Here is a 20,903-nt window from a genome sequence, read left to right on the forward strand (position 1 = left end):
TTCAAAACAAGCGAGAGCTTATTTAATCTCGATACCTTGAGCTTGCATATCGGCATGGTAAGAAGAGCGAACAAATGGACCACACGCTGCATGCGTGAAGCCAAGTTCTAGTGCAACTTCTTTTAGCTCGTCAAACTCTGATGGTGGAACGTAACGTTCTACTGGCAAGTGGTGACGGCTTGGCGCTAAATACTGGCCTAGAGTCAGCATCGTTACGCCGTGTGCGCGTAGATCTTTCAGTACTTCGATGATTTCTTCTTTGGTTTCACCAAGACCCATCATCAAACCAGACTTGGTCGGTACATCGGGATGCTGCTCTTTGAACTTCTTAAGAAGCTCAAGTGACCATTTGTAGTTCGCACCTGGGCGAGCTTTACGGTAAAGACGTGGCGCGGTTTCTAAGTTGTGGTTGAAGACATCTGGCGGATTGTCTTTCATTAGATCAAGCGCTACATCCATGCGACCACGGAAGTCAGGAACCAGTGTTTCAATCTTAATATGCGGGTTTAACGCACGGATCTCGCGGTTACAATCGGCAAAGTGTTGTGCACCGCCGTCACGCAGATCGTCACGGTCAACAGAAGTGATTACTACGTATTTCAGCTTCATATCGGCAATGGTTTTCGCCAGTTTTTGAGGCTCTTCTGCTTCCGGTGGTAATGGGCGGCCATGAGCAACGTCACAGAAAGGACAACGACGAGTACAAATAGCACCTAAGATCATGAAGGTTGCTGTACCGTGGTTAAAACATTCCGCTAGGTTCGGGCAAGATGCTTCTTCACATACGGAGTGAAGTTTATTCTTACGCATCGCCGCTTTGATGTCTTGAATTCGTTGGCTGTCGGCTGGTAGCTTGATCTTCATCCAATCAGGCTTACGTAGCACTTCTTTCTGCTCTGTAGGCATGTTCTTTACGGGAATCAATGCCATTTTATCGGCGTCACGATATTTAACGCCTTTTTCCATCTGGATTGGTTTGCTCATGCTTTATTACCTTGAGAAGGTGCTTCTGTGCTGAATTCTACTTGCTCATAATCGAGCAAAGTAACGAGTTCTTCTATTAATTGTTTTTCTACGGCTTCTACATTGTCTGGGCCGCCAAATTGGCTGACCTGAACCATTTCCATACCTTCATAACCACAAGGGTTAATACGCAGAAACGGTGTTAAATCCATATTTACGTTCAAGGCTAAACCATGAAACGAGCATCCTTTACGAATGCGTAAACCGAGAGAGCATATTTTCTTACCGGCAACGTAGACACCTGGTGCGTCAGGTCGCGCGGCTGAGTCAATATTGTATGCTTTTAGCGTGTTGATCACGAGGTTCTCGATTGTGGTAACGAGATCTCGTACACCTAATTTTTTGCGGCGTAGGTTGATCAAGAAGTAGGCGACCAACTGACCAGGGCCATGATACGTAACCTGACCTCCGCGATCACTTTGTACAACAGGAATATCGCCAGTGTTAATCAAGTGCTCAGCTTTACCTGCCTGTCCTTGCGTAAATACTGGGTTATGTTCTACCAACCAGACTTCATCACGGGTTTCTTCTGTGCGTTGGTCGGTGAACTCATGCATCGCCTTCCATACAGGCTCATAGTCTTGGCGGCCAAGTCGTTTTACAACAAGTTGGTGTTGCATGGGAATTCCTGTTGCTAATATATAAAGTTTTTGGATTATAAACCGGATAACCCTGATGCTCTACCGCTGCGTAACAGATTTTTAACTGAAAGCGATGTAAAGCCTCGTTATCTCTTTGATAAATAAAAAGAAAGCAGCCAAGGCTGCTTTCAAAAAAAATTTAATCTATCAAAAAATTATAGAACCATGCGTACGATGTCAATTTCACCTAACTCTTTGTACAGTGTCTCAACCTGCTCGATAGAGGTTGCAGTAATGTTGATTGACACAGAGTGGTAGTTGCCCTTAGCACTTGGTTTAACGGTCGGGCTGTAGTCACCTGGAGCATGGCGCTGAATAACTTCAAGAACAAGCTCTGGAAGTTCAGGCTTTGCATGACCCATTACCTTGTAAGTAAATGAACAAGGGAACTCAAGCAGGTCTTTTAATTTTGCATCAGAGTTGATGGTTAGCATATCGATAACTCCAGTAGATATTCGTTGCGGTGCGAAATAGTACAGTCAAATTAGGGGGAACTCAAGACGAGGAGCTCAAACTTAAAAAGCCGCCCATTCAGGCGGCTTTGCGAATAAGTTTGCTACTCTAACGTTCTTTTTAGAAGAAGCTCTTGAATAACAATACGATGTAATCCCACATGCGGCTAAATAGACTACCTTGCTCTACGGTTTCTAGTGCCATTAGTGGGTACTCGGCAATATCTTCACCATCGATCTGATAGTATAGCTTACCAACTACATCACCTTTATTAATTGGGGCTTCTAGCTCTTTTTCAAGGACGAAGCTTGCTTTTAAGTTTTTCGCTTCACCACGCGGTAGTGTTACGTAAGTATCTTGGTCAAGACCCAGTGCTACGGTGTCTTTGTTACCCATCCACACTTTTTCTTCTACGAACGTTTCACCTGCTTTGTGCGGTGCCACTGTTTCGAAGAAACGGAAGCCGTAGCTTAGCAGCTTTTTGCTTTCTGACTTACGAGCATTGGCATCTTTAGTACCCATAACGACCGCAACCAAGCGCATTTGACCTTCAGTTGCTGAACTTACTAGGCTGTAACCCGCATTACTTGTGTGACCCGTTTTGATGCCGTCAACGTTCATGCTCTTATCCCAAAGTAGACCGTTACGGTTGTATTGGGTGATGCCGTTGTAAGTAAATTTCTTCTCTGAGTACACTCGGTACTCATTTGGTACGTCACGGATAAGTGCTTTACCTAGCAGTGCCATGTCGTATGGTGTTGAGTACAATTCTGCGTTATCTAAGCCATGAACGTTGGCAAAGTGCGAGTTAGTCATACCCAATGTGTTGGCCCAAGCGTTCATTAGGTCAACAAATGCATCTTCTGAACCTGCAATATGTTCTGCCATCGCAACACAGGCATCGTTACCTGACTGGACGATGATACCTCGGTTCAGGTCACGTACTTTAACTGTTGTGCCTACTTCAATGAACATCTTTGATGAATCAGGGAAGTTTTTCGCCCACGCATTTTTACTGATGGTGACATCATCATCTTCTGAGATATTACCACGCGCTAGCTCTTGGCCGATTACATAGCTGGTCATCATCTTAGTCAGACTAGCTGGAGACAATTTTGTGTTCATCTCTTTCTCTGCCAGTACTTTACCTGAATGGTAATCCATCAGCACGTAGCCCTTCGCCGCGATTTGAGGGGCATCTGGAACAACGATAGGTGATGCAAGAGCAGATTGAGCGAAAGTTGCAGAAAGGGCAACCGAAGAAACGAGAATAGATTTCACAAACTTATTTTTATTCATGGTAATTCAAATTTTTGGGTTAACTGCAGACATCTTATCAGAATCCCTAGTTATGTAAGAGGGGGATCAAAGAGAAATTCATGACACGAGGTCATTTGGCAGTGTTGTGTTTTTTAATAAATGCAGACGAATAGCCGAGCAACTTTACTTTATCTAATGTGGCTTGCGTCAGGGAATAGTCAGTAAATGGCCCTAACAACAAGCGATAAGACTCTTTCGCACTCTCTAGGAAAGTTTCTGTATCCAATTTTTGACCAAGCTCGGTACCTAAAGTTCGCGCGCGTTCTTCATTTTTTGATGATGCCACTTGAATAACGTACCTAGGGTGCGCTTCTAATGACTTTTTATCCGTGGGCTGATTGATACTGATCACTTCAATTTCCACGTTCGCGGTGCCTGTTTTTATGACATCTAACTTGTGCGCGGCGGCATAGCTTAAATCAATGATACGGCCATCGTGAAAAGGACCTCGGTCATTAACTCGTACTATGGTGGTTTTGCCGTTGTCAGTATTGGTAACTTTTACGTAACTTGGTAACGGTAGCGTTTTATGCGCTGCCGTCATTGAGTACATGTCATAGATTTCGCCATTAGAAGTCAAATGACCTTGGAATTTTTTCCCATACCAAGATGCTCGGCCTTTTTCTTTAAAGCCTTTCGCATTGCGAACTATTTTGTAGTCTTTGCCACGTAAGTGGTAATCTTTGTTCCCACCTAGGCTGTACGGTTCATATTTAGGATGCGCATCCTCGATGTGTTCGACTGAAAGCGGTGTATCCGGTGCAACATCGGATTCGAGTTCGTAACGGCCTTCTTGTTCTTTTTGGCTAGTTGATGAACAGCCTGCCAAAATAAGAGCAGAGAAAACCAAGGAATATAAAGCGCGTTTTTGCATGTCTAGGTCGCCTTAGAGAATGCTTTTCGGTGCGTATGAATCGACATCAGAATACCAAAACCAGCCATCAAGGTTACCATTGATGTGCCGCCATAACTGATGAGTGGCAACGGTACACCTACTACAGGTAGGATGCCACTTACCATGCCAATATTTACAAAAATATACACGAAGAAGCTGAGTACAATACTGCCTGCCATCATTCGTCCAAATGCGGTTTGCGCTTGGCTGGCGAGATATAAACCTCGTCCAATAATAAATAGATAGATGGCTAAAAGGCAAAGGAAGCCAATCATACCCCATTCTTCAGCAATTACTGCAAAGATAAAGTCAGTGTGTCGTTCAGGAAGAAATTCTAGTTGTGACTGCGTACCTTGCAACCAACCTTTGCCGGAAATACCGCCGGAGCCAATCGCAATTTTACTCTGAATAATGTGGTAGCCCGCTCCTAGCGGATCAGACTCCGGGTTAAATAGAGTACGAACTCGCACTTTTTGATACTCTCGCATCAAGAAAAACCACAGAATTGGAATGAAACCACCTAATGCAATCGCAGCACCAGCAATTATTTTCCAGCTAATGCCTGCGAGGAAGATAACAAAAATACCGGAAGCCGCGATCAGGATTGAGGTACCTAAGTCAGGCTGTTTTGCAATGAGAATGGTTGGTAAGCAGACCATAATCAGTGCAACAATGAGTGTTCTTAGCGTTGGTGGGAGGGGCTGTCTACCAACATAGCGAGCTACCATTAATGGCACCGCGAGCTTCAATAGCTCTGACGGTTGAAAGCGCACAAAACCGAGGTTAAGCCAACGCTGCGCGCCTTTCGATGCTTCACCGAAAAACAGCACGCCGAAAAGCAGTATAACGCCACCAACGAACATCAAAGGTGCCAAGCTTTCGTAAGTTCGTGGAGAAAGCTGTGCAAGGACGAGCATCACAACGAGTGAAAGCACCATTCGCATGGCTTGGCGATCCATCATCAGTAAACTTTGGCCACTGGCGCTGTACATGATCACCAGGCCAAACCCCATCAGGGCCAGTATGCCAAGTAGGAGTGGTAAGTCGATATGGAAGCGTTCAAACAGGGCGCGATTTTTACCTGTAGAGGGATCCATCTTCATTACTGTTTTACCTCTTTCTTCGCATTGTTTTCAGGCTCAATTTCTTCTGGACCAAGAACGACTCGGTCAAAAATTTTCCTTACTACTGGGGCACCGTTACTAGAACCACCACCGGCATTTTCTAGTACTACAGTGACGACCACTTTAGGATCATCAAATGGTGCAAAGCCAGTAAATAACGCATGGTCACGTAAGTGCTCGGCGATCTCATCGGCGTTGTACTCTTCGTTTTCACCCAGACCGAAGACCTGTGCAGTACCTGATTTACCCGCTGTTTCATAATTCATTTTGTAGAATGAGCGACGAGCTGTTCCGCGCGTGCCATGGTTTACCCGACGCATGCCTTCTTTCGCCATATCCCAGTACTTTTTAGGCACATTCTTGATTGGTGGGTAAGTCACGTATTCTGTCGTTTGCTGCTCTTCGAAGTCGTTACCATTTTCTATCGTCGCTTTGAGCAAGTGAGGTGCGATCACTTCTCCCTCGTTTACTAATACGGAGGTTGCTTTGGCGATTTGCATTGGTGTTGCTGTCCAATATCCTTGGCCGATACCCACAGGGATCGTATCACCTTTATACCATGGGGTTTTATGGCGAGACATTTTCCAGTCACGAGTCGGCATATTCGCCTTACTTTCTTCGTAGATATCAATGCCAGTGTAATCACCAAAACCGAACATCATCATCCAATTCGAAATACGGTCAATACCCATGTCATAAGCGATTTGATAGTAGAAGGTATCAACAGACTCTTCGATCGACTTAATGATATCGACGCGCCCGTGCCCCCAACGCAACCAGTCACGAAACGGGCGTGTGTTGGAGTTTGGTATGCGCCAATAACCAGGGTCATTTCGTGTGGTGTTAGGTGTGACGACACCTTCTTGCAGCGCGGCTACCGCCATAAATGGTTTGATGGTAGACGCAGGAGGGTAAATGCCAAGTGTAGTGCGGTTGACCAAAGGACGGTTTTTATCGTTCAAAAGGGCGCGATAGTCTTTACCTGAGATTCCGTGCACGAACGAGTTAGGATCGTAGCTAGGGCTCGAAACCATAGCCAGTACGCCGTTGTCTCTAGGATCGATTACTACAGCACTGCCTCGGCGGCCGTCCAATAATTGGTGTACGTACAACTGCAAGTTGATATCAAGGTTTAAAACGATGTCTTTTCCGGGTACAGGTGGAACGTACTTTAAGGTACGAATTACTCGGCCGCGGCTGTTTACCTCGACTTCTTGATATCCGGCTGTACCGTGTAAGAGGTCTTCGTAGTATTTTTCAATACCCAGCTTACCAATGTCGCGAGTGGCTTGATAGTTTGCGTCTTTTTCTTCTCGGATCAGGCGCTGCATGTCGCGATCATTGATTCGAGAAACATACCCAATCACGTGGGTTAAGACTTCGCTGAAAGGGTAGTAGCGCTTTAAGGTCGCACTTATTTCCACACCTGGAAAGCGGTACTGATTGACGGAGAATACCGCTACTTGTTTTTCGTTCAGTTGGGTAAGCAGTGGGACCGATTTAAATCGACGAGTCCGTTTACGCTCGTGGTGGAAACGTTCAATCTGGTCTGGTGTAATTTCCAGAATAGTCTGTAATTCTTGGATGGTTGCATCAATGTCTTTAATTTTTTCTGGGGTCAGTTCTAAGTTAAAGACGGGACGGTTCTCTGCCAGTAAAACGCCATTTCGGTCATAAATTAGACCTCGGTTAGGCGCGATAGGCACTACTTTGATGCGGTTATCGTTCGAGCGGGTTTGATAGTCTTGAAACTGGTTCACCTGAATGTTGTACATGTTGGCAACCAGAGCTCCCATCAAGACAACAATGCCGATAAAAGCAACAATAGCGCGGCTGGCAAACAGACGCGCTTCGGCTTGATAATCTCGGATTTGACTGCGTCGTTTACGAATCATTAACGCTTGGCTCTAAAGTTAAACAACGATTATTCGCGATGATAAGGGTGGTTAGCGGTGATGCTCCACGCTCGGTACAAGCTTTCTGCCATTACGATACGCACTAGAGGGTGGGGTAGCGTTAAGGCAGACAATGACCAGCTTTGGTCTGCTGCAGCTTTGCATGCAGGAGCGAGTCCTTCAGGACCGCCGATTAATATTGATACATCACGGCCATCTAATTTCCAAGCTTCTAACTGCTCAGCGAGTTGAGGAGTGTCCCATTTTTTACCTGGGATATCTAACGTGACGATACGGTTGCCTTTTGGTACCGCCGCGAGCATCGCTTCTCCTTCTTTTTGCAGGATGCGAGCGATATCGGCATTCTTACCACGCTTACCAGCAGAGATTTCAATCAACTCCAACGGCATATCATGCGGGAAACGGCGACGATATTCTTGAAAGCCTTCCTCAACCCATTTTGGCATTTTTGTGCCAACAGCAATTAGTTGAATTTTCAAAAGATTAACCCCAGAGTTTTTCTAGCTGGTAGAGTTCGCGGTGCTCTTCTTGCATCACGTGAAGCATGGCGTCGCCCATATCTAGGACTACCCATTCACCTTCGTTTTCACCTTCCATTCCTAGTGGCTCAAGACCGGCTTTTTTCACTTCTGTTGCAACATGGTCAGCGATGGATGAAACGTGGCGTTTGGATGTACCAGTACAGATGATCATGTAATCTGTCACGCTTGATTTATCTTCCACATTTAGGACGATAATGTCTTCCGCTTTCATGTCGTCGGCTTTATCAGCTAAAAAGTCTTTCAGTTCTTCGCGAAGCACTCGGTTTTCCTCGGTTTGTCTCTTATCTCTAAAGTGTTTTACATTCTTGCTTGCAAAACAGGTCGCGCACTATATCACGCTTTGATTTTTAAATTGCCAGCTTAATATCAGGAGAGCAGGTTTCTAAGCTCAACTGATGAATAGTTGGCCATACAGACTCGTCATACTGAGTTTTGGCTTTTATCTCGGCTTGAGCCAACAAGGAGAGCAATGCACAAATACGACTCGCTGATAAGCGGGTCAGTGCTGCGTTATAGAGTGGACGCTTGTTTTGCCAAACTCGATATTTCTCAAATACCTGGTTCATTCCCATTTGAGTTAAGTCTTGATGCATATTTAAAAGTTGGCTCAACTCTTTTTGTACACTTCGAATCAAGATCACGGTCTCAACCCCTTCCGCCTCAAGTTGGCGAAGAATACGTTGTGCACGGTTTGCTTTACCTGCCAGTAAGGCGTCGATCCAGTTAAAGGTAGTGAAGTGATTATGGCGACTTAGGGCTTCCTCTAAACGTATGATGGTCAGCTCACCATCCGGATAGAGTAGGGCCAATTTCTCTAAGCTTTGTGTCAATGCAAATAGGTTACCTTCATGCCATTGAGCCAACATTTGCAGTGATTGCTGATCGGGTTTTAGTCCCAACGTGCGGCAACGTGTCTGAATGAACATAGGTAGGCGTTGAAGGTCTGGCGACAAGCAGCTTACCCAATCGCCTTTTGAGCTTAATGCTTTGAACCATTTCGCATTTTCTTGGGCTTTGGTCAGTTTGCTACCAACAATGACGAGCATGATGTCATCATGAAGCATATCACACAGTGTTTGCAGCTCTTTGCTGACGGCGGTTGTTACGCCACTTTCAGGAATTTCAAGCTCAATCAATTGACGGTTTGAAAACAGGCTCATCGCTTGGAAACAGTCGTAAACTTGGTTCCAGTCGATGCTAGCATCCACCGCAAAACGGTGTTTTTCCTCAAAACCTTGCTGAAACGCTGCCTTTTGGATTGCTTGGCGGCTTTCTTGAATCAGTAACGGCTCATTACCAAAGATTAAGTAAACCTGTTTAACTTGTTTAGTTAAATGATCCGTTAGCTTATCGGCATAAATTCGCATAGTGACTAAGAGTTTTTGTTCGCTGGCTCAGAGATTTGTCCTGCTTCATATTCGGCACGAATACGGCCCAACTGGCGCATCATCTGTTTTGCAGCTTGCAAGCGCATCTCGTCTTCAATTACGTCACGCTCAACAGATTTTGCAAGTGCGGTCAACGGGTTGTCTAGGTAGTTGCGGTTTACTGTTGTCGTAAAGTTTTTAGAACCATAGCCAGGAATTGTCACACGGTATTTTACTACGTATGTCAGCTCTTTTTCTGCTGCACGGCTATTTTGATAAAGCGATAGTGTACGCTCATCGATTGTCGCTTCCGTCAAATGAAGGTTGGGTACCGTCGATGATGGTTGAACAAGTTCAACTTTGTTCAGTTCGAGTTGAGAGCGAACATAGCGAGTTAATTCACTGTATTCATCGTAGCTGGAGAAAGACATAGTGTGCAGCTCTTCCGGTACGGAATACTCGCCGCGAAGGTGAAAACCACAGGCAGAAAGAAGCCCCGCTAATACCAATACCACTGGTAGTTTAATCAAAGAGAAAAAGCGCATTGATTGTATTCATCCTAAATTGAAGGGGTTATTTACCTTAAACCACTCATGTGAATGGTTTGAGGTAAATAAACAGGGTAGAAAACTACCCTGTTTAATGACTCTTGGTTAACAAATAAGTTCGCTAAACAGAGACAAATTGACAGCTGCGATTAGTTTGCAACGATGTTCAGCAGTTTACCTGGAACGTAAATAACTTTACGAATAGTCAGGCCATCAGTGAACTTAACCACGTTTTCGTCGTTTAGACCAAGCTGTTCGATATCGTCTTTAGAGATATCAGCTGGGACTGTTAGCTTCGCACGTAGCTTACCGTTAACTTGAACAACGATAGTTTTTTCGTCTTCAACTAGCGCTTTTTCGTCAAACGTCGGCCATGCCGCGTTATCAATGTCTGTTTCACCTAGTGCTGCCCATAGCTCGTATGAGATATGCGGAGTGATAGGGTAAAGCATGACAACAATAGCTTTCAGTGCCTCGTCAAGGATTGCACGATCTTGCGCAGATTCTTGAGGCGCTTTCGCTAGTTTGTTCATCAGCTCCATGATCGCTGCGATCGCGGTGTTGAATGTTTGACGACGAGCGATATCGTCCGTCACTTTCGCGATAGTCTTGTGAACGTCACGGCGAAGTGCTTTTTGATCACCAGAAAGCGCTGCGGTATCTACTGCTTCTGCTGCGCCTTTCGCTGTGTGCTCTTTCACTAGTTTCCAAACACGTTTTAGGAAGCGGTTCGCACCTTCTACGCCAGACTCTTGCCATTCAAGTGTCATGTCCGCTGGAGACGCGAACATCATGAATAGACGTACTGTGTCAGCGCCGTACTTGTCTACCATTTCTTGAGGGTCGATACCGTTGTTCTTAGACTTAGACATCTTGATCATGCCTGAGTGCGTTACATCACGACCTTCAGTGTCTTTAGCAGAAGTAATGCGGCCTTTACCATCACGTTCAACGGCTACGTCTGTTGGAGCTACCCACTCTTTGCCGCCTTTCTCGTTCTCGAAGTAGAACGCATCAGCCAGTACCATGCCTTGACACAGTAGTTGCTTGAACGGTTCGTCAGAAGTTACGTAACCCGCATCGCGCAGTAGTTTGTGGAAGAAGCGTGAGTACAGTAGGTGCATACAAGCGTGCTCGATACCACCGATGTACTGATCTACTGGTAGCCAGTAGTTTGCTTTTTCTGGGTCTAGGATGTCGTCCGCTTGTGGTGAACAGTAACGCGCGTAGTACCAAGAAGATTCCATGAACGTATCGAACGTATCTGTCTCACGTAGAGCAGGTTCGCCGTCAAAGGTTGTCTTCGCCCACTCTTTGTCTGCTTTGATTGGGCTGGTTACGCCGTCCATTACCACGTCTTCTGGAAGAATCACTGGTAGTTGGTCAGCAGGTACTGGGTGAACTTCACCGTCTTCAGTCGTTACCATTGGGATTGGTGCGCCCCAGTAACGTTGACGAGATACACCCCAGTCGCGTAGACGGAAGTTTACAGTCTTAGTGCCTTTGCCTTCTGCTTCTAGCTTCGCTGCAATTGCATCGAACGCCGCTTGGAATTCTAGGCCGTCGAATTCACCAGAATCGAACAGTACGCCTTTCTCTGTGTATGCCGCTTCAGAAATGTCTAGCTCGCTGCCATCAGCAGGCTTGATAACAGGCACGATGTCTAGACCGTACTTCGTTGCGAACTCGTAGTCACGTTGGTCGTGTGCAGGTACTGCCATTACCGCGCCTGTACCGTAGTCCATCAGTACGAAGTTTGCTACGTAAACAGGAACTTCACGGCCGTTCAATGGATGAATAGCAGTAAGGCCAGTAGCCATACCTTTCTTCTCCATTGTCGCTAGCTCAGCTTCTGCAACCTTGTTGTTCTTACATTCGTCGATAAACGCTGCAAGCTCTGGATTGTTCTCTGCTGCAAGAGCTGCAAGAGGGTGACCAGCTGCGATACCCACGTAAGTCACACCCATTAGCGTATCTGGACGTGTCGTGTAAACTTCTAGGTCTTGTTGACCCTTAACTTCAAACTTCAGTTCAACACCTTCAGAACGACCAATCCAGTTGCGCTGCATGGTTTTCACCATTTCAGGCCAACCTTCAAGCTTGTCTAAGTCGTCTAGTAGCTCTTGAGCGTACTCAGTGATTTTGATGAACCATTGAGGGATTTCTTTTTGCTCTACAGGCGTATCACAACGCCAGCAACAACCGTCTTCAACCTGCTCGTTTGCAAGAACAGTTTGGTCGTTAGGACACCAGTTAACAGAAGAAGTCTTTTTGTAAACTAAACCTTTCTCGTAAAGTTTAGTGAAGAACTCTTGTTCCCAGCGGTAGTACTCCGGTGTACATGTTGCGAATTCACGGTTCCAATCGTAACCAAAGCCTAGAAGCTTAAGTTGGTTCTTCATGTATTCGATGTTTTCGTAAGTCCAAGGTGCTGGCGCAGTTTTGTTTTTTACTGCTGCGTTTTCTGCAGGTAGACCGAATGCGTCCCAACCGATTGGTTGCATCACGTTTTTGCCTTGTAGGCGTTGGAAACGAGATACTACATCACCGATAGTGTAGTTGCGCACGTGACCCATGTGCAGTCGACCACTTGGGTATGGGAACATGGACAGACAGTAGAATTTTTCTTTATTTGGGTCTTCACTTACAACAAAGGTTTTGTTGTCATCCCAGTGCTTTTGAACTTTTTGTTCAATATCTTGTGGGTTGTATTGTTCTTGCATCGATGGTATCCGTTATCTTGGAATTTGTGAGTTCGGTTAGAACAGACTTAAATAGATCGTCATAGAATACCTAAAGCTAGGGATCACAACAATAGCCAATCTGTACCCATGCGCCCTTAAGTGACGCAGGTAGGAGAAAGATGGAGGTCAGTTATGCCTAAACGTAAAACAGGTTATGAGGAAATGCTCGAGGATGTGATTGAAACCTTGAAGCACAGTCCGGAAGAAGTTAACAAAGCGATTGAGACGTCGGGCAAAGTGGTGGATGCTGCTAATGACTTGACCAAAGATGAATTGGCTTTAATCAAAGCGTACCTTAAAGCAGACTTAAAAGAGTTTTCAGAGAGTTACGAGGATAGCAAAAGCGGCCCGTTTTACTTAACGATTGCGGACTCGATATGGCAAGGGCTGTTAGAGATTACTGACCGAACTAAAGTTGAGTGGGTTGAGTTGTTCGATGACTTAGAGCATCAAGGGCTATATGAAGCAGGAGAGGTGATAGGCTTAGGCACTTTAGTCTGTGATGAATGTGGTCACAAGACAACGTATAACCACCCAACTGTAATCATTCCGTGTATTAAATGTGGTCACAAAGGCTTTACTCGTCAGTCATTAAAGCCATAAATGGCGCGTAACGACAGTATAATGCTATGAATAAAAAAGAGGCTTAGTCGCCTCTTTTTTGTCTTTTCTACTTTCAAGCTGTTATCAGCTCTGTTTTCTTCTTAAGCCGAGCGCTAGCGCTAAACTTAACCAAACCCAAATATACAATGGCCAAGTACCAACGATTCGATATGGCGTTTTCCCATTGGTTGGGGTGAGCTCTGCGCGCAGTACTGCAGTTTCAAACTGCGGTACTTGCTCAACGATTTTACCTTTGTGATCGGTTACCGCTGTTAATCCGTTGTTAGTCGAGCGGATGAGCGGTTTACCCAACTCTAAGGCACGCATACGGGCGATCTCCATATGCTGAAGAGGACCGATAGAGTGACCAAACCATGCATCGTTTGAAAGCGTTAGAATGAAGTCTGTTTCGTCAGTCACATTTTGACGCACTTGCTCATTAAAGATGATCTCATAGCAAAGCGCTGGTGCCATGTGCATGCCATTCGCAACGATGTTTGGCTGCACAAAAGCCCCACGGCTAAACGATGACATCGGTAGGTTAAAGAATGGCGCTAATGGGCGCAAAATATCTTCAAATGGTACAAACTCACCAAACGGTAGTAGGTGATGCTTATGGTAACGTTCGCTTAAATCGAAGCTGTAGTCACCGTATGGTGTGATGCCGAGGGACAGAATACTGTTGTAGAACTGTCGATCTTCAGCTTGATTGACGACACCGGTGATGATTGCGCTGTTATTCATTTTTGCAGCGCTGTCGATATTGCTCAAAAATGAAGGCACTTCAATTTCAAAAGCGGGAATTGCTGCTTCTGGCCAAACGATAATGTCAGCGTCCCAGTTTTCACGAGTTAAGTCAGCGTATTTCATGATGGTCGGCCAGCGTTGACTTGGTAGCCACTTTAGGTTCTGGTCTACGTTACCTTGAATCAGCGCGAGCTTAGTCGTGTCTTCTGGTCGGGGTGTTACCCAATCGTAGTTGCGAATCCCAAAGCCAGTACTGAGTAGTACCGCAGGGATAATCACCATCAGCCACTGCTTATGAATCCATGCATAGGCTAACGCCCCTGCGCTGATAAGGATAAATAGAGTAAGCAGTTCTACGCCGCCAATTGGTGCAAAGCTTGCGAGTGGAGCATCTATCTGGCTATAGCCTAGCCATAACCAAGGGAAGCCGGTCATCACCCAACCACGCAACCAATCACTGATCAGCCATAAAGCAGGTGCAGCGAGAAGTGCTTTTGTGAGCGTAAATTGAGGAAACAGCTTGTTGTTGAGCCAAGCAAATAAGCCTGAATAAACAGCCAAGTAGGCAACAAGTAAGCCCATTAAAAATAAATTGGCAATGAGCGGCATACCGCCAAAACCTGAGATACTGACGTAAACCCAGCTAACGCCAGTTGCAAATTGACCTAACCCCCAAGCATAACCAATCCATAGTGCGCGTTTCGGAGTTTGGTTAGCAAGAAGAATCAGTAGAATTGCTGGGCTAAGAATGGCAATAGGCCACAGCTGGTAAGGAGCGAAAGCGAGTGTAGTAGAGGCGCCAACAAAAGCGGCCACTATGGGCCGCTTAAGGCGATGAAAGAGTTCATTCATCATTGTAATTTTCTGAGATTCCCAATGGGTATCGCGTTACTCTTGAGTGGCTTCAACCAGGGTTTCTTCGTCTGGGATCGTCACTTGGAGTTGAATGACACGACGGTTATCGGCAGCGGTGACTTTGAAGTTGTAGCCTTCAATTTCAACCAGTTCACCACGAGAAGGTAAGTGACCAAAGGCAGTCATGACCATACCACCAACGGTATCAACTTCCTCATCGCTGAAGTTGGTTCCGAATGTCTCATTAAACTCTTCGATGGTTGTCAGCGCTCTGACAGCAAACGTATGCTTGCTCAGCTTACGAATGTCCGTCTCTTCACTTTCATCGAATTCATCTTCAATATCCCCGACGATTTCCTCAAGGATATCTTCAATGGTCACAAGACCAGAAACACCACCGAATTCATCGACAACAATGGCCATATGATAACGTTCTTCACGGAATTCTTTCAGCAGTCGATCAACGCGTTTACTTTCCGGTACCACAACCGCTGGTCGAATGACTTCTTCGATATCAAATGGATTACTGCCTGAGCCTAAGTATTTAAGTAAGTCCTTCGCTAGAAGTATGCCTTCCACATGGTCTTTATCTTCGCTGATCACAGGGTAGCGAGAGTGTTGAGCATCGGTAATCAAAGCAACCAAGGTATCAAGGTCGTGAGTACGCTCAACTGTAACCATTTGCGAACGCGGGATCATAATGTCACGCACACGCATTTCGGAGATTTCCATAACACCTTCGAGCATATCGCGAGTGTCATGGTCAATCAGGTCGTTAACTTCAGAGTCGCGGATAACATCCACAAGCTCTTGGCGATCTTTTGGTTCGCCCTGAAATAGTTGACCTAGACGTTCAAAGAAGGACTTTCTACTCGGACCTTCTGCCTTTTCTTTCTTATCTTCGTTAGAAGAGGGAGAATTATCTTCGTTCATTGTTTCTCAATTAAGTAACGCTATCAGAAGTGTGATAGCACACATAGAGAGGCGAACACGAGAGTCATTTAGGTGGTTCGCCTTTCCCTGTCGAGTGGCCAATAGCTACTCTTTTTCAGCAATGTAAGGATCTTCATAACCCATACCTTGCATGATTTCGGTTTCGAGGGACTCCATCTCTTCGGCTTCGTCATCCTCTATATGATCATAACCTAGCAGATGCAAGCTGCCATGTACAACCATATGCGCCCAATGTGCTAGCAGAGGCTTGCTCTGTTCAACCGCCTCTTTTTCAACAACTTGGCGGCAAATAATCAAATCACCAAGTAAATCTATTTCCATACCAGGAGGTGCTTCAAATGGAAATGACAACACATTAGTTGGTTTATCTTTGCCGCGATACTCATGGTTGAGCGTATGACTTTCTTGTTCATCAACAATACGAATGGTGACTTCGGCTTGTGGTTGGAAGAGAGGAATGGTCTTATCTAGCCACAATTGGAAATCTTGCTGCGAAGGCAAACCTTCTTCATTTTCGACTGCCAGTTGCAGATCAAGTTCAATCGCCATGGTTATTCCTTAGTTGAAGCAACTTGTGCATTCAGTTCGGCTTTTGCTGCTTCTAGTAACTTCGCATCGCGTTCTTCACGACGGCGTTTCTCGAACTCTTTACGCTCTTTCTGGTCTTGTGCTTCCCACTTCTCGTACGCGTTAACGATACGAGCAACCACAGGGTGACGTACAACGTCGTCGGCCAAGAAGAAGTTAAAGCTGATGTCGTCAACTTCGCTTAGTACTTCAATAGCATGACGAAGACCCGATTTCGCACCACGAGGTAAGTCAATCTGCGTGACATCACCAGTGATAACCGCGCGAGAGTTAAAACCAATACGTGTTAGGAACATCTTCATCTGCTCAACAGTGGTGTTTTGACTCTCATCAAGAATGATGAAGGCGTCGTTTAGAGTACGACCACGCATGTAAGCAAGAGGGGCGACCTCAATCACGTTACGTTCAATCAGCTTCTCTACGCGCTCAAAGCCCAGCATTTCAAATAGGGCGTCGTATAGCGGACGTAGGTATGGGTCGACTTTCTGGCTTAAATCACCAGGTAGGAAGCCCAATTTCTCACCAGCTTCAACCGCTGGACGAGTAAGTAGAATACGACGGATCTCTTGGCGCTCTAGTGCGTCAACAGCTGCTGCTACAGCAAGGTAGGTTTTACCTGTACCAGCCGGGCCAATACCAAAAGAAATATCATGCGTGACCATGTTAACCAAGTACTGCGCTTGGTTTGGCGTACGTGGTTTGATCACACCTTTCTTGGTTTTGACGAAGACTTCTTTACCATGCTCGATATTAGACTCAGTATTCTGCTCAAGAACACCAGACTCTTTGATCGCTAGATGGATTTGCTCAGGCTCAATATCTGGGATCTCACCTCGTACAGGTGCGGTATCAACATATAGAGTTTTCAGGATATCCAGCGCAGCTGATGCGGTATGAGGTTTACCGACAATCGTAAAGTGGTCACTACGGTGGTTAATTTCAACGCCTAGGCGGCGTTCTAAATGCTTGATGTTGTCATCGAATGGACCGCACAGGCTAGCTAGTCGGCGGTTGTCTGAAGGTTCTAGGTTAATTTCTAGAGTTACGATTTTATTGCTCAATGTTGCCTCTCATTTTTTGCCACTTAGTGAGAGCCTGATAACGACCAGGCTCTCTATGGCTATTTATACGAGCTTACGGCGTAAAAGTAGCTACACCCAGCTCATCTTCGCGACGTGTTTTCGCCATCATCTGCGTTGGGGAAATCACACTACGAAGATCCATGTCTTTTTCAGTACGTACTAGCTCACCACGCAGTGAGTTTGCAAATACGTCTACGATCTTCACATCAACGAACTGACCAATTAGGTCTGCACTACCTTCAAAGTTTACTACACGGTTGTTTTCTGTACGAGCGCGTAGTTCCATTAGGTTTTTCTTCGAAGGACCTTCAACTAGAACACGTTGTTCTGTGCCAAGCATTAAGCGAGAGTAACGCATCGCTTGAGCATTGATAGTTTGCTGTAGTTCGTAAAGGCGCTCTTTCTTCACTTGTTCTGACACATCACAAGGGTAATCCGCTGCCGGCGTACCTGGACGTGGAGAGAAAATAAAGCTGAAGCTCATGTCAAAGTCTACATCTTTGATTAGCTTCATGGTGTCTTGGAAGTCTTTGTCTGTCTCACCAGGGAAACCAACAATAAAGTCTGAACTGATTTGAATATCAGGACGAGCTTTACGCAGTTTACGGATGATCGATTTGTATTCGATAGCGGTGTGAGGGCGTTTCATCATCGTTAGGATACGGTCACTACCACTTTGCACAGGTAAGTGCAGGAAGCTCACAAGTTCTGGCGTATCTTCGTATACTGCGATGATGTCGTCTGTGAATTCTAACGGGTGGCTCGTCGTGAAACGAATACGGTCGATACCATCGATAGACGCAACCAAACGAAGCAGTTCTGCAAATGAACAGATCTCACCATCGTGCATAGGACCACGGTACGCGTTTACGTTTTGACCCAGAAGGTTTACTTCACGTACGCCTTGTTCAGCAAGTTGGGCGATTTCGAACAGTACGTCATCCATTGGACGGCTTACTTCTTCACCACGAGTGTACGGTACGACACAGTAAGTACAGTACTTAGAGCAGCCTTCCATAATAGAAACGAATGCTGTCGCACCTTCAGCGCGAGGTTCAGGTAGGCGGTCGAACTTTTCGATCTCTGGGAACGAAATGTCCATAACTGGTGCATCATCGGACTGAGATTGTTTGATCATCTCAGGTAGGCGGTGCAAAGTTTGTGGGCCAAAAATAACGTCAACGTATGGTGCACGCTCACGAATATGGTCACCTTCTTGCGTTGCTACACAACCACCTACACCGATAACTACGCCAGGTTTTTTATCTTTTAGTGTTTTCCAGCGGCCTAACTGGTGGAAAACTTTCTCTTGCGCTTTTTCACGGATCGAACAGGTGTTAAGTAGAAGTACGTCTGCTTCCTCTGGCTCTTCCGTCAGCTCGTAGCCGTTTGCAGCATTAAGCAGGTCGGCCATTTTTGATGAATCGTATTCGTTCATCTGGCAGCCCCAGGTTTTAATTAGCAGTTTCTTACTCATCTCACTTTCGCTCGTTCAGTTGTACTTAAATCGGAGAGCTATTGCTCAAATTATAGCCGCCATCACGGCGGTAAGCGGCGTATTGTACTGCTTTAAAAAGCACCTGACTAGTGATCTAGCTAATTCTCTGCAAAGCCTGATGAAATCTAGTTTTTCGCCCTATGCAGAACAAGGTTTTTTGTTAAACAATTTTGTAAAAATAGCCATGGAAAGTACAATAAAAAACGCCAATTAATCAGCACGATGAAGAGTGAAAAATGAACAAGTATGACATCGCCGTGATCGGTGGCGGTATGGTCGGGGCAGCCGTCGCTGTTGGATTTGCCAAGCAGGGCAGAAGCGTTGTCTTGGTTGAAGGTACAAAACCTAAAGTTTTTGATGCCGCTCAGGCGATGGATATTCGTGTATCTGCAATCTCGCACCAGTCGGTGGAGTTACTTGATTCACTCGGAGCATGGTCAGAGATCAAGAGCATGCGAGTTTGTCCTTATCGGCGGTTAGAAACTTGGGAGCACCCAGAGTGCCGTACTCGTTTTCACTCTGATGAATTGTCATTGGATCAGCTAGGTTACATCGTTGAAAATCGCCTAATCCAATTAGGTCTTTGGCAAGTCTTCTCTAAGTATGAAAATCTAACCGTGATGTGTCCTGAGCGATTAAAAGCCATTGAGTTTGCAGATGTAAATCTTGTGACACTAGAAAGTGGGGCGCAGTTTGAAGCTAACTGGGTGATTGGTGCTGATGGTGCAAACTCTAAAGTTCGTCAATTGTCTGGAATTGGTGTAACTGCGTGGGATTACCGACAACACTGCATGTTGATTAACGTGAAAACAGAATTGCCTCAGCAAGATATTACTTGGCAACAATTTACACCTTCAGGCCCACGTTCATTTTTACCTCTGTGCTCTTTGAGTAACGACGATGGTCAAATAGTAGGCCAAGGTTCTTTGGTTTGGTATGACTCGCCTAAACGTATTAAACAACTGTGTGCGATGGGTAAACCTCAACTAAGGGAAGAAATCTTACGTCATTTCCCTGCAGAATTAGGCGATATTGAAGTTTTACAGTTTGGCTCATTCCCACTCACTCGTCGTCATGCGCAAAGCTACTCAAGCAAAAATTGCGTATTAGTGGGTGACTCTGCCCATACGATCAACCCGCTTGCAGGGCAAGGGGTAAACTTAGGCTTCAAAGATGTAGACGTTCTCCTTTCGGTAACAGAACAACAAGAAAAGCTGGAAGATACCTTACTCGCGAAATACGAACGCGCACGTCGACCTGACAACTTACTCATGCAGACGGGCATGGACTTTTTCTATAAAGGTTTTAGCAACGATCTAGGGCCATTGAAGTTCGTACGTAATTCTGCATTGAAGCTTGCTGAAAACTCAGGGCCAATTAAGGCTCAAGTACTGAAATACGCGTTAGGTATGTAGTAAGCTACTCAAATCACAGATAGAAAAAAAGCGAGCCATGAGCTCGCTTTTTTAATTCGGCAAATCTAATGATTTCCCGAGTCCAGAACCAAAAAAAGAAAAAACCCAGCAAAGTCATGCTGGGTTTTCCGATAATGGTGCGGAAGGAGAGACTTGAACTCTCACACCTTGCGGCGCCAGAACCTAAATCTGGTGCGTCTACCAATTCCGCCACTTCCGCAACTTAATCTATAGATATCAAGATAATTGGTAAAATCTCAATATCGTTGTATATGGCAGGGCTACCTGGATTCGAACCAGGGAATGGCGGCATCAAAAGCCGCTGCCTTACCGCTTGGCGATAGCCCTACAGCGTAAATAGTCAAAGACTACTTAACCTCTCTTATCTAGAGAAAGAATGGTGCGGAAGGAGAGACTTGAACTCTCACACCTTACGGCGCCAGAACCTAAATCTGGTGCGTCTACCAATTCCGCCACTTCCGCGTATTCTGATAGTGTAGATTAATTTAAGATGGTGCGGAAGGAGAGACTTGAACTCTCACACCTTGCGGCGCCAGAACCTAAATCTGGTGCGTCTACCAATTCCGC

Annotated in this window: 19 protein-coding genes and 3 tRNA genes; 2 read left to right on the forward strand and 20 right to left on the reverse strand. The window is 45.6% G+C overall.

Going from position 1 to position 20,903, the window contains the following annotated elements; translation table 11 throughout:
• Positions 1 to 18: 18 nt before the first annotated feature.
• From lipA to leuS, 12 genes are all read right to left on the reverse strand, one after another.
• Complete coding sequence (lipA, locus tag R7Z77_RS05595; protein ID WP_005391329.1) at positions 19 to 984, reverse strand: lipoyl synthase; 966 nt, start codon at positions 982 to 984, stop codon at positions 19 to 21.
• Positions 981 to 1,643 (reverse strand): lipoyl(octanoyl) transferase LipB, encoded by a 663-nt coding sequence (lipB, locus tag R7Z77_RS05600; RefSeq protein ID WP_005384137.1) that lies wholly within the window; start codon positions 1,641 to 1,643, stop codon positions 981 to 983. Before lipB ends, lipA begins: the two co-directional genes overlap by 4 nt.
• Before the next feature lie 176 nt (positions 1,644 to 1,819).
• Positions 1,820 to 2,098, reverse strand: a complete 279-nt coding sequence (gene ybeD, locus R7Z77_RS05605; RefSeq protein WP_005384135.1) for a DUF493 family protein YbeD — start codon at positions 2,096 to 2,098, stop codon at positions 1,820 to 1,822.
• A 139-nt stretch (positions 2,099 to 2,237) separates the two neighbouring features.
• The gene (locus R7Z77_RS05610; RefSeq protein WP_005384132.1) at positions 2,238 to 3,416 is read right to left on the reverse strand and encodes a serine hydrolase; all 1,179 of its coding nucleotides are present in this window, start codon (positions 3,414 to 3,416) and stop codon (positions 2,238 to 2,240) included.
• Between the two features lie 91 nt (positions 3,417 to 3,507).
• Entirely contained in the window at positions 3,508 to 4,311 is an 804-nt protein-coding gene (locus R7Z77_RS05615; protein ID WP_017635670.1) for a septal ring lytic transglycosylase RlpA family protein, read from the reverse strand.
• Positions 4,312 to 4,313: 2 nt separating this feature from the next.
• Positions 4,314 to 5,435: a rod shape-determining protein RodA gene (gene rodA / locus R7Z77_RS05620; RefSeq protein WP_005384128.1), complete on the reverse strand. Its 1,122-nt coding sequence runs from the start codon at positions 5,433 to 5,435 to the stop codon at positions 4,314 to 4,316.
• Positions 5,435 to 7,351 carry a penicillin-binding protein 2 gene (gene mrdA, locus R7Z77_RS05625; protein ID WP_005384126.1) on the reverse strand — a complete coding sequence of 639 codons (1,917 nt, stop codon included), beginning with the start codon at positions 7,349 to 7,351 and terminating at the stop codon, positions 5,435 to 5,437. Before mrdA ends, rodA begins: the two co-directional genes overlap by 1 nt.
• Positions 7,352 to 7,380: 29 nt before the next feature.
• A complete protein-coding gene (gene rlmH / locus R7Z77_RS05630; RefSeq protein ID WP_017821762.1) occupies positions 7,381 to 7,851 on the reverse strand; it encodes a 23S rRNA (pseudouridine(1915)-N(3))-methyltransferase RlmH in 471 nt (156 codons plus the stop codon).
• Between the two features lie 4 nt (positions 7,852 to 7,855).
• Complete coding sequence (gene rsfS / locus R7Z77_RS05635; protein ID WP_005373015.1) at positions 7,856 to 8,173, reverse strand: ribosome silencing factor; 318 nt, start codon at positions 8,171 to 8,173, stop codon at positions 7,856 to 7,858.
• An 88-nt stretch (positions 8,174 to 8,261) separates the two neighbouring features.
• Positions 8,262 to 9,281, reverse strand: a complete 1,020-nt coding sequence (gene holA / locus R7Z77_RS05640; protein ID WP_005384123.1) for a DNA polymerase III subunit delta — start codon at positions 9,279 to 9,281, stop codon at positions 8,262 to 8,264.
• A gap of 5 nt (positions 9,282 to 9,286) precedes the next feature.
• Entirely contained in the window at positions 9,287 to 9,826 is a 540-nt protein-coding gene (lptE, locus tag R7Z77_RS05645) for an LPS assembly lipoprotein LptE (protein WP_005384122.1), read from the reverse strand.
• A gap of 152 nt (positions 9,827 to 9,978) precedes the next feature.
• Complete coding sequence (gene leuS / locus R7Z77_RS05650; protein WP_213967782.1) at positions 9,979 to 12,552, reverse strand: leucine--tRNA ligase; 2,574 nt, start codon at positions 12,550 to 12,552, stop codon at positions 9,979 to 9,981.
• A gap of 153 nt (positions 12,553 to 12,705) precedes the next feature.
• Between leuS and R7Z77_RS05655 the strand changes: the two genes are divergently transcribed.
• Positions 12,706 to 13,176: a zinc ribbon-containing protein gene (locus R7Z77_RS05655; protein WP_005373024.1), complete on the forward strand. Its 471-nt coding sequence runs from the start codon at positions 12,706 to 12,708 to the stop codon at positions 13,174 to 13,176.
• A gap of 84 nt (positions 13,177 to 13,260) precedes the next feature.
• On the opposite strand, the gene lnt is transcribed toward R7Z77_RS05655, so the two are convergent.
• From lnt to miaB, 5 genes are all read right to left on the reverse strand, one after another.
• Positions 13,261 to 14,778 (reverse strand): apolipoprotein N-acyltransferase, encoded by a 1,518-nt coding sequence (gene lnt / locus R7Z77_RS05660; protein ID WP_213967783.1) that lies wholly within the window; start codon positions 14,776 to 14,778, stop codon positions 13,261 to 13,263.
• 33 nt (positions 14,779 to 14,811) lie between these two features.
• On the reverse strand, positions 14,812 to 15,711 hold the full coding sequence (gene corC / locus R7Z77_RS05665; protein WP_005384118.1) for a CNNM family magnesium/cobalt transport protein CorC: 900 nt from the start codon (positions 15,709 to 15,711) through the stop codon (positions 14,812 to 14,814).
• Positions 15,712 to 15,816: 105 nt separating this feature from the next.
• A complete protein-coding gene (gene ybeY / locus R7Z77_RS05670; RefSeq protein WP_005373030.1) occupies positions 15,817 to 16,281 on the reverse strand; it encodes an rRNA maturation RNase YbeY in 465 nt (154 codons plus the stop codon).
• A 2-nt stretch (positions 16,282 to 16,283) separates the two neighbouring features.
• Positions 16,284 to 17,381 (reverse strand): PhoH family protein, encoded by a 1,098-nt coding sequence (locus R7Z77_RS05675; protein WP_005373033.1) that lies wholly within the window; start codon positions 17,379 to 17,381, stop codon positions 16,284 to 16,286.
• Positions 17,382 to 17,454: 73 nt separating this feature from the next.
• Positions 17,455 to 18,879 (reverse strand): tRNA (N6-isopentenyl adenosine(37)-C2)-methylthiotransferase MiaB, encoded by a 1,425-nt coding sequence (gene miaB / locus R7Z77_RS05680; RefSeq protein ID WP_005373038.1) that lies wholly within the window; start codon positions 18,877 to 18,879, stop codon positions 17,455 to 17,457.
• Positions 18,880 to 19,136: 257 nt separating this feature from the next.
• Between miaB and R7Z77_RS05685 the strand changes: the two genes are divergently transcribed.
• Positions 19,137 to 20,315 carry a 2-octaprenyl-3-methyl-6-methoxy-1,4-benzoquinol hydroxylase gene (locus R7Z77_RS05685; RefSeq protein WP_213967784.1) on the forward strand — a complete coding sequence of 393 codons (1,179 nt, stop codon included), beginning with the start codon at positions 19,137 to 19,139 and terminating at the stop codon, positions 20,313 to 20,315.
• A gap of 135 nt (positions 20,316 to 20,450) precedes the next feature.
• Here R7Z77_RS05685 and R7Z77_RS05690 read toward each other — a convergent pair.
• The 3 genes from R7Z77_RS05690 to R7Z77_RS05700 all read right to left on the reverse strand — a co-directional run bounded on the left by R7Z77_RS05690 (position 20,451) and on the right by R7Z77_RS05700 (position 20,798).
• Positions 20,451 to 20,535: transfer RNA gene (locus R7Z77_RS05690), tRNA-Leu, on the reverse strand.
• Positions 20,536 to 20,588: 53 nt separating this feature from the next.
• Positions 20,589 to 20,663: transfer RNA gene (locus tag R7Z77_RS05695), tRNA-Gln, on the reverse strand.
• A 50-nt stretch (positions 20,664 to 20,713) separates the two neighbouring features.
• A tRNA-Leu gene (locus R7Z77_RS05700) sits at positions 20,714 to 20,798 on the reverse strand.
• Positions 20,799 to 20,903: the final 105 nt, after the last annotated feature.

This window comes from Vibrio sp. 1401 (assembly GCF_033340295.1).